The organism is Mycobacterium scrofulaceum, assembly GCF_001667885.1.
In the GTDB taxonomy this organism is placed as follows: Bacteria; Actinomycetota; Actinomycetes; order Mycobacteriales; family Mycobacteriaceae; genus Mycobacterium; species Mycobacterium scrofulaceum_C.
In genome coordinates, this window is sequence record NZ_LZJW01000075.1 from 227,693 (window position 1) to 241,338 (window position 13,646).

At 67.7% G+C, this 13,646-nt stretch carries 14 protein-coding genes; 5 read left to right on the plus strand and 9 right to left on the minus strand.

The features are described 5' to 3' along the window. Window positions 1-117: 117 nt before the first annotated feature. Together meaB and A5681_RS11560 are read right to left on the minus strand one after the other, a co-directional pair. Window positions 118-996, minus strand: coding sequence for a methylmalonyl Co-A mutase-associated GTPase MeaB (meaB, locus tag A5681_RS11555; protein WP_067273928.1), 879 nt, complete (start codon window positions 994-996; stop codon window positions 118-120). After that, window positions 997-2,136, minus strand: coding sequence for a thiolase family protein (locus A5681_RS11560; RefSeq protein ID WP_067274146.1), 1,140 nt, complete (start codon window positions 2,134-2,136; stop codon window positions 997-999). 191 nt (window positions 2,137-2,327) lie between these two features. Here A5681_RS11560 and A5681_RS11565 point away from each other — a divergent pair, with 191 nt between their 5' ends. Beyond that, complete coding sequence (locus tag A5681_RS11565) at window positions 2,328-3,197, plus strand: proline iminopeptidase-family hydrolase (RefSeq protein ID WP_419866312.1); 870 nt, start codon at window positions 2,328-2,330, stop codon at window positions 3,195-3,197. A gap of 53 nt (window positions 3,198-3,250) precedes the next feature. On the opposite strand, the gene A5681_RS11570 is transcribed toward A5681_RS11565, so the two are convergent. The 4 genes from A5681_RS11570 to A5681_RS11585 all read right to left on the minus strand — a co-directional run bounded on the left by A5681_RS11570 (window position 3,251) and on the right by A5681_RS11585 (window position 7,549). After that, a complete protein-coding gene (locus tag A5681_RS11570; protein ID WP_067273931.1) occupies window positions 3,251-4,018 on the minus strand; it encodes an enoyl-CoA hydratase/isomerase family protein in 768 nt (255 codons plus the stop codon). 172 nt (window positions 4,019-4,190) lie between these two features. Beyond that, entirely contained in the window at window positions 4,191-5,276 is a 1,086-nt protein-coding gene (locus A5681_RS11575; protein WP_067273934.1) for an acyl-CoA dehydrogenase family protein, read from the minus strand. Next, window positions 5,263-6,168 (minus strand): acyl-CoA dehydrogenase family protein, encoded by a 906-nt coding sequence (locus A5681_RS11580; protein WP_067273936.1) that lies wholly within the window; start codon window positions 6,166-6,168, stop codon window positions 5,263-5,265. The genes A5681_RS11575 and A5681_RS11580 overlap by 14 nt, the downstream gene beginning before the upstream one ends. Continuing rightward, window positions 6,146-7,549, minus strand: coding sequence for a class I adenylate-forming enzyme family protein (locus A5681_RS11585; RefSeq protein WP_067273939.1), 1,404 nt, complete (start codon window positions 7,547-7,549; stop codon window positions 6,146-6,148). Before A5681_RS11585 ends, A5681_RS11580 begins: the two co-directional genes overlap by 23 nt. 123 nt (window positions 7,550-7,672) lie before the next feature. Between A5681_RS11585 and A5681_RS11590 the strand changes: the two genes are divergently transcribed. Genes A5681_RS11590 through A5681_RS11600 form a run of 3 tightly spaced genes read left to right on the plus strand, consistent with a single transcriptional unit; the run spans window position 7,673 to window position 9,614 of the window. Further along, window positions 7,673-8,008: a 2Fe-2S iron-sulfur cluster-binding protein gene (locus A5681_RS11590; protein ID WP_067273944.1), complete on the plus strand. Its 336-nt coding sequence runs from the start codon at window positions 7,673-7,675 to the stop codon at window positions 8,006-8,008. Window positions 8,009-8,031: 23 nt separating this feature from the next. Continuing rightward, window positions 8,032-8,346, plus strand: coding sequence for a DUF4286 family protein (locus A5681_RS11595; protein WP_067274151.1), 315 nt, complete (start codon window positions 8,032-8,034; stop codon window positions 8,344-8,346). 5 nt (window positions 8,347-8,351) lie between these two features. Beyond that, entirely contained in the window at window positions 8,352-9,614 is a 1,263-nt protein-coding gene (locus A5681_RS11600; RefSeq protein WP_067273948.1) for an amidohydrolase family protein, read from the plus strand. Window positions 9,615-9,704: 90 nt separating this feature from the next. On the opposite strand, the gene A5681_RS11605 is transcribed toward A5681_RS11600, so the two are convergent. Next, the gene (locus A5681_RS11605; protein WP_067273951.1) at window positions 9,705-10,625 is read right to left on the minus strand and encodes an LLM class flavin-dependent oxidoreductase; all 921 of its coding nucleotides are present in this window, start codon (window positions 10,623-10,625) and stop codon (window positions 9,705-9,707) included. Then, the gene (locus tag A5681_RS11610; RefSeq protein WP_067273955.1) at window positions 10,622-11,515 is read right to left on the minus strand and encodes an SDR family oxidoreductase; all 894 of its coding nucleotides are present in this window, start codon (window positions 11,513-11,515) and stop codon (window positions 10,622-10,624) included. The genes A5681_RS11605 and A5681_RS11610 overlap by 4 nt, the downstream gene beginning before the upstream one ends. Window positions 11,516-11,680: 165 nt before the next feature. Here A5681_RS11610 and A5681_RS11615 point away from each other — a divergent pair, with 165 nt between their 5' ends. Next, window positions 11,681-12,583, plus strand: coding sequence for a LysR family transcriptional regulator (locus A5681_RS11615; RefSeq protein WP_067273958.1), 903 nt, complete (start codon window positions 11,681-11,683; stop codon window positions 12,581-12,583). Window positions 12,584-12,633: 50 nt separating this feature from the next. Here A5681_RS11615 and A5681_RS11620 read toward each other — a convergent pair whose 3' ends face one another. Further along, entirely contained in the window at window positions 12,634-13,632 is a 999-nt protein-coding gene (locus tag A5681_RS11620) for a CaiB/BaiF CoA transferase family protein (protein ID WP_419866316.1), read from the minus strand. Window positions 13,633-13,646 lie beyond the last annotated feature (14 nt).

The window sequence follows — 13,646 nt, forward strand, 5'->3', positions numbered from 1 at the left end:
GGTGACTGCCGTTGTACACAAGATCAACGTAGGGCGGCTGGGCCGGCCCGAACTCCGCCGATCGGTCCGCAAAGGGGATGAATCCCCGTTCCCCCAATCGGGGGACAGCGCGGCGGCTTAGGCCTGCTCGCGCGGGGTCGGGGAGAGCAGCTGCTCGGCCGCCGAATAGGGGTCCTGGTCGCCGTCGACGACCGTCTCGGCGAGCCGGTCGAGGTCCGGCCGGCTCCGCAGTCGAGTCTGCGCCAGCGACAAGATCTGGGCACGGGCGCGGGCCAGTCGGCGGGAGCGACTGTCGGCGCGGTGGTGATCCTCGATGGCGGCCATCAACTCCGCGATGCCCTCGCCGCGCGCGGCGACGAGGCTGACGATGGGTGCGTCGGTCTCGGCCCGCAAGTCCCGCACGGTCTGTTCGGCGCCGTCACGGTCGGCCTTGTTGACGGCCACGATGTCGGCGACTTCGAGCACCCCCGCCTTGGCCGCCTGAACCGCGTCGCCGGCACCGGGATTGAGGATGACGACGGTGGGGTCGGCGACCGCGGCGATCTCGATTTCCGACTGTCCCACGCCGACGGTCTCCAGCAGGACTACGTGGTAGCCGATCGCTCCCAGCAGCCGGATGGCCGCGGGGATGGCGGCGGCCAACCCCCCGAGGTGGCCACGGGTCGCCACCGACCTGATCAGCACGTCGGAGTCGTTGATGTGCTCCGCCATTCGTATCCGATCGCCCAGCAGTGCGCCACCGCTGAACGGCGACGACGGGTCCACGGCCAGCACCGCCACCCGGAATCCCCGCTCCCGGTAGGCGCCGACCAGGGCGGCGATCGTCGTGGACTTGCCCGCGCCCGGCGGCCCGGTGATCCCGATGACATTTACCGATGACGGTTCGAGGCCGGCCAGCACCTCGTCACGGCGTTCGCCCTCGACCAGGGAAAGGAGCCGACCGGCCGCGCGCGGAGATCCGTTGCGCGCGCCGGCAATCAGGTCGGCGATCTCCATTTACGGGGCGGGGACCTCGATGACGGTGGCGGACCCCATGCCGCCGCCCGCGCACATGGCGGCGACGCCGATTCCGCCACCCCGGCGACGCAATTCGTAGACCAGCGTGACCAGCATCCGCGCGCCCGTCGCCGCCACCGGGTGACCGAGCGAGCATCCGCTGCCGCTGACGTTGACCGTGTCGGGGTCGAGATCGAGCAGCTTGACGGTGGCCACGCACATCGCGGCGAACGCCTCATTGATCTCGAACAGATCCACATCCGAGACCGAAAGGCCTGCGCGGCCAAGCGCTTTCGGGATCGCATCCACCGGCGCCAACCCGGTGATCGCCGGGTCTACCCCGACGGACGCCCAGGACCGCACCGTGGCCAGCGCCGGCAGGCCGAGCTCATCGCTCGCGATGGTCAGCACGGCCGCACCGTCGTTGGCGCCGCACGCGTTGCCGGCCGTGATGGAGAACCCCTCGATCTCCGGGTGCAGCGGCTTGAGGGCCGCCAGCTTCTCCATGGTGGTGTCGCGGCGCGGGTGCTCGTCGACCTCGAACAGCCCGTGGGGTGTCTCGATCGGGACGATCTCCTCTTTGAAGCGACCCTCGTCGATCGCGGCGATGGCGTTGCGATGCGACCGCAGCGCCCACGCGTCCATCTCCTCGCGACTCACACCGGCCTTGACCGCGGCGTTCCAGCCGACGGTGATCGACATGTCCATGTTCGGCGCCTCGGGACGGTCCGGGTGCGTCGGCGGGAACCAATCGACCCATTCGCCGTCCACCTGCATCCGCGACCGCGGGGAGGTCGAGGCGGAGTTCACGCCGCCGGCGATGACGAGCTGATCCATCCCCGCACGCACGCTGGCCGCCGCACCTTGCACCGCCGCCTGCCCGGCCGCGCAATGCCGGTTGTTGGCCAGGCCCGGAACGTGGGTCAGGCCCGCCGTGATGGCCGCGTGACGGGCGACAACGCCGCCGCCGTAGAGCCCTTCCCCCAGGATCACGTCGTCGACGCGCGCGGGGTCCAGATCCTTCGCCGCCTCGGAGACGACGTGGTGGGCGAGGTCGAAGGCGCTGGTGTCGCGCAGGGTGCCCTTTCGGGCAGTGCCAATGGGTGTCCGCAGGGCGGACACGATGACGGCTTCAGGCACGGGTTTCTCCAGTTCGGCGAGCGCGTCGCGAGTGCCCGAGAGCCCCCGCAAGAGTATGAGAACACTATTCTCTCATTGCGAGAGTCAGCGTTGCAAGGAGCGATCGGCTCGCGAGGGGACGCACAATCGCTTACACCGGCATCGAAAGGTGCGACTCTGCTCGGCTCGCCAACCAGGAGGCATCGTCGGCAATGGACGGAATGATCGCGGTTCCCGGCGGCAACGTGTGGTTCAACCGGGTCGGTGGCGGACCGGGTCTTCCGCTGCTCGTCGTGCACGGCGGGCCCGGATTACCCCACACCTATCTGCGCGCCCTGGAACGGTTGGCCGACGAGCGCGAAGTCGTTTACTGGGATCAGCTCGGGTGCGGCAATTCCGAGCGACCGTCGAATCGCGAGTTATGGACCATGCCACGGTCGGTGGCCGAGATGGACGCGGTTGTAAATGGGCTCGGACTCAACCGATTTCACGTCTTCGGCAACTCGTGGGGTGCGATGATGGCGCAGCAGTACGCGCTCGACGTGCCCTCGCAGGCCGTCAGTCTCACCCTCTCGAACAGCATCGCCTCCATCCCGCAGTTCACACAGATGGTGGCCCGGTTGAAGGCCGAGCTCGATCCGGCGATCCAGTCCGCGATCGACCGCCACGAAGCCGCCGGAACGACGTACACGGCGGAATATCAGGACGCCGTCCGCACCTGGAACGAAACCTATCTTTGCCGCGTACGCCCCTGGCCCCCAGAGCTTTCAGAGGCCTTCGCCAACATGGGAACCGACATCTTCGAGACGATGTTCGGGCCGAGTGACTTCCACATCGTCGGGACGATCCGCGAGTGGGACGTGTTCGACCGATTGCCGGAGATCACTCTGCCCACCCTCGTTCTTGCCGGCAGGTTCGACGAATGCGTGCCCGAACACATGTGGGAAATGCACCAACGCATCGCCGGCTCGCGCTTCGAGCTGTTCGAGTCGAGCGCCCACATGCCCTTCATCGAGGAGCCGGCCAAGTTCGACCGGGTGATGCGCGACTTTCTGCGCCAACACGATTCGCCGCGAGCGTAGCCGCACTGCGAGAACCGGCGTGAAATAGCGCAGTGCGGTTACGCTCGTGGGCTTCAGTTCTTGCCCGCCGCCAGCTTGGTGACGATCGACCGGAAGTCCTCGGTGGTGAACGACTGCTGCTCGGCCGAGAGGGCATAGTCCAAGCTCGCCAAGACCGCACGCTCCAGATGGATGTTGAGCACCCGCTTGGTGCTTTCGACCGCCTGCTGAGGCAGCTCCAAAATCTTTTTGGCGCAAGCGGTTGCGTCCGCGACCGGGTCGGCCGACACGTGATTGGCCAGGCCCAACTCGACAGCCCGCCGCGCACTGATGCGGGTTCCCGTCAACGCGAACTCCTTGGCCAGCAGCAGGCTGATGTGCAGCGGCCAGGTCAGCGGACCACCGTCGGCGGCCACCAACCCCACCTGCACATGCGGATCCGCGAGGTAGGCCTCTTCGGCGATGTAGACGATGTCGCTCAGGGCCACCAGGCTGCAGCCGAGCCCCACGGCCGGCCCATTCACCGCCGCCACCACCGGAATCCGGCACCGCGCCATGCCCAAGACGATCTCGCGCCCGTCCCGAATCGTCTTGGCCCGCAGATCGGCATCGGTCGACAGCTCCTTGAGGTAGGAGAAATCCCCGCCCGCCGAGAACGCCCTGCCGGCCCCGGTGATAACCGCGGCGCGGGCGGTGGGGTCATCGGTGAGTCGCTGCCACAGTCGTGCGAGCCCGACGTGCAGATCGTCGTTGACCGAGTTGAGCGATTCCGGCCGGTTCAATGTGATGATCCGCAGCGGTCCGTCGGCTTGGACGTCGATTTCGGCAGGCATGTCGTACACGTCAGACTCCTTCTATATGGTCGTGACCCGCTTCACCCGGGCTCCGCCCGCGCTCGCGATCACTCCTTCTATATGGTCGTGACCCGCTTCACCCGGGCTCCGCCCGCGCTCGCGATCACTCCTTCTCCGGTCGTGACCCGCTTCACCCGGGCTCCGCCCGCGCTTGCGATCACTAGGACAATCCCAAGATGCGTGAAGCGATGATGTTCTTTTGTATCTGTGATGTCCCGCCCATCACACTCTGCGCGCGGCTGTACAGGTAGGCGCTGAGCAGGTCCGGATCGCGGGTCCCGGTTACCGCCAGTGCGGCGTGTCCGACGGATTGCTCGACCCAGGTCATCAGCAGCTTGTCGAGCGATCCTTCGGGCCCGTGCGAGACGCCGTCGAGCTGTTCAGACAGCCGCCGCCGGACGTGATGCGTCAGCATCTCCGACTGGACCGCTGCCCAGGCCAGCTCCTCGCACACCGGCCCATCGGTGCGCGCGTACAGGCTTCGCACGAGTTTGCCGTACCGGGCGGCGTAGCCGAGGGTGGACGGTTCGCGCTCATGGCCGACGACGGTCATGGCCACCGCCCAGCCGTCACCCGGGGCACCGACCATCCGGTCGGCAGGAATCTTCGCGTCGTCGAAGAACACCTGGCCGAACTCGTTGGTCACACCGTTGATCATGCGCAGCGGGCGCTGTTGCACGCCAGGCTGTTTCATTTCCAGCACGAACGCCGACAGGCCACGGTGGCGTTTGGCGTCCGGGTCGGTGCGCGCCAGCAACAGGCACCAGTCCGCGACGTCGGAATAGCTGGTCCATATCTTGTGCCCGTTCACCACGTAGGTGTCACCCTCGAGGCGGGCGGTGGTGGTCAACGAGGCCAGGTCCGAGCCGGCGCCCGGCTCGCTGAAGCCCTGGCACCATCGCTCGGTGCCGTCGATGATGCCGGGCAGAAAGCGTTGACGCACTGCGTCATTGGCGTGCCGACCGATTCCGTAGATCAGGTAGCCGACGCTGGGCCGCGGCGGTGCGCCGGCTCGGGCGAGTTCCTCGTCGACGATGACGTCATAGACGGGCGGCAGCTCCCGGCCGCCGTACTCGCGGGGGAACGACAGCCCGAAGAATCCCTCCCGATACAGGGCCTGGTGCCACTCGGCCTGCCGGGCCCAGTATTCGTCGCCCGCCCCAGAAAACTCTTTCGCGTGCACGGAAAGCCAGGTCCGAAGTCGCTCGCGGAAGGCGGCTTCATCTGGTGAGTCACGAAAGTCCAAGATCGATCTCCTTCAACGCGACGGGCCACAGCTCCGTCGAGAGCAGGGCGCGTCGCAGATAGACGTGCACCACGCAGTCCCAGGTGTTGCCGATACCGCCGTGCACCTGAATCGCCGTCTCACACACGGTTCGGGCGGCTCGCGCGCAATAAACCTTCGCGACCTGGGCGGCGCGGATCGCGTCGGCGGGCGGCAGCTCGTCGACCGCCCACGCGGCGTGGCGCGACACGCTGATCGAACCCTCAATCAGCGCAAGGCTTTCCGCCAGCAGGTGGGCGATCGCTTGATAGGACCCGATCTGCTTGCCGTACTGTTCGCGGATTTTGGCGTAGTCGCACGCGACGGCGTGCGCACCCCGGGCGATGCCCACCAGGTCCGCCGTGGTGGTGACCAGCGCGAGCGCCCGCCATTGCGCGGCGACGTCCGGGGACACTTCTCCCAGAGCCACCGGCGTTCCCGCGATCATCGCGTCGGTACGGGTCAGGTCCGCGCCCTCGGTGCGGTCGCCGACGTCGGCGGCGATGACCTCGCGGCCGTCGAGGCTCAGGGCCCGCCGGGCGCCGCGCGCGTCGATCGCGCGGCCGTCGACCGCGATGGTCGAGCCCGCACCGTCCGCGCCGACGTGGCGGGTCAGATCGTCGGCGAGCACCGAGCCGATAAACGGCGCGTCGATCAGCCGCCGTCCGAATTCCTCGGCGACGATGGCCACTTCGACGCCGGAGGCCCCGTCCGAGCGCAGCGACCGCCAGCCAGTTGCCGCAAGTTGCTTGTCCAGGCGCGCAATTCGGCTTTGGTCGTCCAGGTCCTGCACCGCCGACGGCCCCAGGTCGTCGGCCAGTTTTGCGGCGGCGTCGCGCAATTGCTGTTGTTCAGCTGTCAGACGTACATCCATAGCGCTCCTTCAGCACTCGGCGCAGCACCTTGCCCGAGGGCAGGCGGGGAATGTCGGGCACGAAGACCACCCGGCTCAGGTGTTTGTAGGAAGCCAGCCGCTGATCGACCCGGGCGGTGAGTTCGCCGGCATCGACCGGTGCGCACGTCGCGACCGCGGCGACCACCGCTTCGCCGTTGATCCCGTCCGGCACGCCGAACACCGCGCAGTCCTTGACCGCTGGATGGCCGTGCAGGACGGTCTCGATCTCGGCGGGCGCTACCTGGAACCCCCGCACCTTGATCATCTCCTTGAGTCGATCGGTGATCCGCAGCCAGCCGCCGCCGTCGAGCCAGCCGATGTCACCGGTCCGGTACCAGCCGTCGTGGATCACCTCGCTGGTCGCTTCGGCTGGCAGGTAACCGGCCATCAGCGACGAGGAGCGGGCCTGAATCTCCCCGACCTCGCCGCGGCGGACCGGTTCCCCCGTCTCCGGCGCGACCACCCGCACCTGCACGCCCGGCACCGGGCGACCGACGGCGTCCAACCGGGCGCCGTCGATCGGATTGCAGGCTATGACAGGCAATTCCGTGGTTCCGTACGCCGGGACCCAGCCGACGCCGGTGCGCCGGGTCACGGTCTGCGCAACGTGGGCGCTGACCGGCGTGGCCCCCCACATGATGTAGCGCAGCGAAGACAGGTCGTAGGACTCGAGCGAGGGGTGTGAGGCGATGGCCAGCGCGATCGGTGCGACCGCCATTTCCACGGTGATGCGGTCGCTTTCGATGTGGTGCAACATCCGCTCGATGTCGAACCGGGGATGCAGCCGCACGCAGGCGCGGGTGCGCAGCGCCGTGAGGATGTTGAGCAGCCCGAGGATGTGCGACGGCGGCGTGGCGATTTGAATCCGGTCGTGCCGCGTGAGCTGCAGCGCCCCCCGCCAGTGCCGCACGGCCTCGTCCAGCGCGGCATGGGTGTGCCGGACGGCCTTCGGCAGCCCGGTGGTGCCGGAACTGAACACCAACACGGCGTCCGATCCCGGCGGTGGCGCCGCGGCCGTCGGCTCCCCCGGCGTGACCGGCTCGTCGAGGTGCAGCATCGGCATCGCGGCGGCCAGCACCGGGTGGTCCCCGACGGCGTGGGTGGGTTGGGTCAGCCCGAGCGCGTGGTCGACCTCGTCACGCTTCCATGCCGGGCTGATCAGTACCGCCGTTGCCGCCAGCCGCCAGATCGCAAGCACGACGGCGACGAATTCCGGCCGGTTGGACGCCATGACCGCGACGCGTTGATCCGCGGCGACACCGTTCTTGGCCAGGATCGCGGCCCAGCCGGCGGCCAATGCGTCGAGCTCAGGCAGGCTGAAACGCCGTTCCTCGAACACGACCGCAGCCGGCTCGGTCACGTCCCGTCCTTCCCTGACAGGCCGGGCTGACCTGACATCCCCGCAAGCTTGAGAAGATCCTATCGCTCTGTGAGAATAGTATTCTCTATAGTGAAGAATGCAAGTACGGAGGGGGCGGTCGAGGTGACGGTCACCCGAAGCAGCGAGGAGACCCCACGGGTGACAAATCCGTCAAACGGCTCCGGCGCGGGCACGGTGACCATCCACCTGGACCGCAAGAAGGTCTCGGTGCCGCTGGTCCCCGGCGAGACGCTGTTGCAGAGCGCGCGGCGGGCCGGCCTGGAACCGCCGTTCAGTTGCGAGGCGGGTAACTGCGGCACGTGCATGGCCAAGTTGGAAGAGGGCCACGCGACCATGCGGGTCAACGACGCTCTCGACGATGACGAGGTCGCCGAGGGCTACATTTTGACGTGCCAGGGCGTGCCGGACACGGATTCGGTCACGGTGCGCTACGAGTAGCGGCCCGAAGAGAGGTGGCGGCGATGGCCAAGGGAATCATGTACGTCGAAAGCCGGCCGAGTTCGCCTGAGCGCGAACAGGAATACAACACCTGGTATGACGAAGTGCACATACCCCAACTCCTGAGGCTCGACGGAATAGTCGCGGCACGACGGCTGCGCCCGGTTGACGGACAGGGCCCCTATATCGCCATCTACGAACTCGAAGGCGACGATCTGCAGGCCATCTTGGACAACATGATCGCCAACGCCGGGCAGCTGAACATGTCCGACGCCCTGCTGCTGGATCCCGCGCCCATCCCGAAACTGTTCGAGACGACGAGCGAGCGGAGCCGCTGAGCCTGATGAACGTCGACGACCTGATCCTGGTGAGCATCGACGACCATGTGGTGGAACCGCCGGACATGTTCCTGCGCCACGTGCCCGCCAAATACAAGGACGAGGCCCCGATCGTCATGGTCGACGACAAGGGCGTCGACCAGTGGATGTACCAGGGCAGGCCGCAGGGCGTGAGCGGGCTCAACGCCGTGGTGTCGTGGCCGGCCGAGGAATGGGGCCGCGACCCGGCCGGTTTCGCCGAAATGCGCCCGGGCGTCTACGACGTCCACGAACGCGTGCGGGATATGAACCGCAACGGGATCCTCGCCTCGATGTGCTTTCCCACCTTCACCGGCTTCTCCGCGCGGCACCTCAACATGACGCGCGAGGATGTCACGCTGGTGATGGTGTCGGCCTACAACGACTGGCACATCGACGAGTGGGCCGGCTCTTACCCGGACCGTTTCATCCCGATCGCCATCCTGCCGACGTGGACCCCCGAGGGCATGTGCGCCGAGATCCGCCGGGTCGCGGCCAAGGGCTGCCGGGCGGTCACGATGCCGGAACTGCCCCACCTGGAAGGGCTTCCGAGCTACCACGACGACGACTACTGGGGGCCGGTCTTCCGCACGCTATCCGAGCAGGACGTGGTGATGTGCCTGCACATCGGCACCGGGTTCGGGGCGATCAGCATGGCCCCCGACGCGCCGATCGACAACCTGATCATCCTGGCCACCCAGGTGTCGGCGATGTGTGCCCAGGATCTGTTGTGGGGCCCCGCTATGCGCAACTACCCCGACCTGAAGTTCGCCTTCTCCGAGGGCGGAATCGGCTGGATCCCCTTCTATTTGGACCGCAGCGACCGCCACTACACCAACCAGAAGTGGCTGCGGCGCGACTTCGGGGACAAGCTGCCCAGCGAGGTCTTCCGCGAACACTCGCTGGCCTGCTACGTCACCGACAAGACGTCGTTGAAGCTGCGCCACGAGATCGGCATCGACATCATCGCGTGGGAATGTGACTATCCGCACTCGGACTGCTTCTGGCCGGACGCCCCCGAACAGGTGCTGGCCGAGCTCAACGCCGCCGGCGCCGACGACTCCGACATCAACAAGATCACCTGGGGCAACGCCTGCCGGTTCTTCAGCTGGGATCCGTTCGCGCGAACGCCTCGGGATCAGGCAACGGTAAAAGCGTTGCGCGCCAAATCATCCGACGTCGACGTGTCCATCCGGTCGCGTGCTGAGTGGGCGCGGCTCTACGCGGAGAAGCAGCTCACGTCGCGGTAGCCGTCCGCCAACGCGCGGCTGACCGCACACTTGAACCCGAACGTGCGGCCAACCGCACGTTCGGGCAGCCAGCTTGACAGTGTCCGAGGGTCACGCCACGGTCGGCTCCAGCCCTGCCAGCGCCGGGCCTAGCTCCTCGAGTTGTTCGATGGCGGCGTTGAATTCGCCGCCGACCGGTGGCAACAACAGAACGTGGTCCGCTCCGGCCGCCAAGTGTCCGCGGATGCTGCGCGCGATGTTCGCCGGATGACCATGAGCGACAGCGGAATTGACCAGGCGGTCGCTGACTTCGTCGATGTCGCGCGACGAGTACCCCAGCCCCGCCAGCCGGGACGTATAGGATGGCACGGCGAGTCTCGCCGACACCGACTCGCGTGCGGCCTGGATGTCGCGAACCACCGACAGGCCGACGACCAGCAGCTTGTCCGGTCCGAGCACGCCGCGCGCCTGCGCTGTGAACGCCGGAGGTAGCCCGGCTGGCAGCGCCCCGTCGGCGAGATCCCTTGCCAGCGCCAGCATCTTGGGTCCGTTGGCGGCGACGATGCGGACGTAGGGCGCGCCCGGCGCCGGCGGCCACGTCGGGGCCTTCATCCCTTCCAGATAGTCGCGCATCGTGCTCAGTGGGCGCCCGAATTGCCGGCCGACGCTCGCCGCCTGCTCCGGATATCCAATGCCGATGCCCAGCACGAGCCGACCCGGATACGCCTGCGCCAGTTGGGCGGCCGCGGCGTGCATGGTCTGCGCGGGCCGCGCCCAGATGTTGGCGATGCAGGTGCCGAACACCATGCGCTCGGTGTCGGCCAGGAGCATGCCGAGTTGCACCAGGGCGTCCTTGCCAATCACCTCGTTGGTCCACGCGGCGCCGTATCCGGCCCGCTCGAGCCGGTGCGCGGTCTCGCGTAGCGTGTCGGCGGACGGTGTGTCGGTGAACGAGACGGGCAGGCATACGCCCAGCGGGCCCAGCGCCTTTCGAGTCGCGTCGACGACCGCGTCAGCCACGGTATCGCTCACTGTCCGAAGTAGTGGCCGGCGTCGAGGTCCTCGAGCAGCCCGGCGTGTTCGGGCCGCCAACCCAGCACCTTCTGTGTCAGCTCGCTCGACGTCGGGTTGTCCAGGGCCGCGAAGAGCGCCAGAAATCCGAAATGCCCGGCATTTTCGGCGGGAATGCTCACCGTCGGCACACCCAGATGCCGTCCGATGACGCCCGCGATATCGCGGAACGGCACGCCTTCGTCGGCCACCCCGTGGAAACGGCTTCCCGCGGGCGCGTTTTCGAGAGCGAGAAGGTAAAGGTGCGCGGCGTCGAGGGTGTGAACCCCAGGCCACCGGTTGGTCCCATCGCCGAGATAGGCGGAGACGCCGGTGTCGCGGGCGGTGTTGATCAGGTGGTGGGCGAAGCCGTGGTGGTCGAGGTCGCTGTGGACCAACGGGGACAACCGAATGACCGACGACCGCACTCCCCGTTCGGCCAGTGCGATCACCGCGTTCTCCGAGTCGACGCGCGGTCCGCTGGCCAGCGTGTCGTGCTCGGTTGCGACGCCGCCCTGGCCCAAGAGCGAGAGCAGAAGGGTTCCCGAGGTGCTGACGAAGGGTCGGTCGGAACCGACAAGCGCCTCCCCGATGGCCTCGACGGCGCGCAGATCCGTTTCGGCCGCGGCCAGGAAGTCGTCGAAATCGTGTTTGAAAGCGAGGTGGATGACGCCGTCGGAGGCCGCCGCGGCCGAGCGTAAACCGTCGAGATCGTCGAGGTCACCCCGGTGCACTTTCGCGCCCTTGGCCTGCAGCGTGGCTGCGGACTCGTCCGACCGGGCCAAACCGGTCACCTGGTGCCCGGCCTTGAGCAGTTCGTCGACGACGGCCGAACCGATGTGTCCGCTCGCGCCCGTCACAAAGACATGCATGAATGATCCCTTTCGTTGCGCGGTGTTCGCGACTTCCAGTCAACGATCGCGCGGCTTCAGCTGTCCAAGACCTGTTCCATATGGCGCGATACCGGATCGGCATCATGGCCGCTCACACGCACTTTGCGCGGCCCAGCGGACCGATAGCAGCGTTACACTGCTGGCATGACCGAAAAGGCACCGCCGGTGATCGATCTCGACCTGCGGCTGGTCGGGTATTTCGTCGTGGTCGCCGAACAGCGGCACTTCGGCCGAGCCGCGAGCGCGCTGCGGGTCGCGCAGCCCTCGTTGAGCCGGCAGATTCGCCGGCTCGAGCAGCAGCTGGGCGTGCGGCTGCTGGACCGCACACCGCAGGGAACCAAACTCACCGAGGCGGGCGAAGTGTTTCTGCCGCGCGCCAAGGCCCTGCTGCGCTCGGCCGCACAAGCCGCCGCCCAGGCCCGGGCCGCCGCCCAGCCCAGTCGGATCGCGATCGGATATACCACCGGGATGATCGTCACCCCCGCGGTTCGTGAGATGCGCCGCGAACACCCGGACGCCGAAGTTCAAGTCTCGCACCTGGATTGGGACCAGGCCCTGGACGCGTTGCTCGGTCACCGGGTGGACGCGGTGGTGAGCCGCCTGCCGTTCCCAACCGACGGGCTGCATGTGACGGTCCTGTATGACGAGCCGCGGGTGCTGGCGGTCCCCATCGACCACCGGCTGGCGGGGCGGGAATCGGTCACCCTCGACGACATCGCCAACGAGCCGATGCCGCGGGTGCGCCATTCCGATCCCGCTTGGAGCGCGTACTGGCGCATCGACCCCCGGCCCGACGGGCGCCGGGCGCCGGACGGCCCCTTCATCGACGCGCTCGAGGACAAGTTCGAACTCATCGCCTCGGGGCAGGCAGTCGCCATTACGGCGGGCTTTCACGGCTACAGCTTGCGGCCGGACATCACCACGGTCCCGCTGGAAGGGGTCGAGCCCAGCCACGTCGTGCTGGCGACGCGCGCCGGCGACCGCAGCAGGTTGGTGGCGGCTTTCCGCAAGCTCGCCGAAGCTCATCTCACGGGTCCGGGCGGCTGACGCCGAACGTGAAAGTAGGTTCACGCTCGAGTGCGAACGTGAAAGTAGGTTCACGCTCGCGGGGGCGGGTTCAGAGGTAGCGCCGGCGGTGGCCGATAGTCGGGCTCGAAACCCGACACGTGGATGGGGCTGCCGACCAGGCGGAAATCACCCGCCGTCACAACCACTTCCGGCGTCGCCTCGAGCGCCTCGGGAAGCGTCCTGACGGCCGCCGCAGGCACCCCGAGCGGACGCAGCCGGCGTTCCCACCCGGCGGCAGTGTCGGTCGCCAGCATCGCCGCGACGACGGCCAGCACCTCGTCGCGGCGGGACACCCGTTCGGCCATCGTCTCAAACCCGCCGATGCCCGCCTCGGTGGCGAACGACTTCCAGAAGCCGTCGTGCGTGATGAACAGCGCCAAATAACCTTCGGCGGTCGGAAAGAGCTGAGCCGGAACGTAATACGAGTGCGCGCCATACGGACGCCGCTGCGGCTCGACACCGTCATTGAGGTAGGCGGACGCGTGATAGTTCAGCTGCGACAGCATCACGTCGCGCAGCGAAACGTCGACCTGTCCCCCGGTGCCGGAGACGACCTTCGCCAGCAAGCCCAGCGCCGCGGTCATCCCGGTCGAGTTGTCGGCCGACGAATAACCGGGCAGCGTCGGAGGCCCGTCCGGGTCACCGGTCAAGGCGGCGGTGCCGACGCCCGCCTGCACCACGTAATCGAAGGCCGGATCGTCACCGCCGTAGAGGCCGAATCCGGTGATCGCGACGCACACGATCCGCTCGTTGTGCCGCCGCAATCTGTCATAGGTCAAGCCGAGCCGGCGGATCGCCGATGGCTTCAAGTTCACCAGCAGCGCATGGGATTCGGCCACCAGCTCACCTAGCCGTTGCTGCCCGAGCTCGGAGTTCAGGTCGAGGCAGATGCTCGACTTGTTGCGGTTGAGGCTGGCGAAGTAGCTGGGCCCGACCCCACGGGAGATCTCGCCGCCACGCGGCTCGATCTTGGTGACCTCGGCGCCCAGATCGGCCAGCAGCATGGTGGCATACGGTCCCGCCAGCATGGTGCCCACCTCGA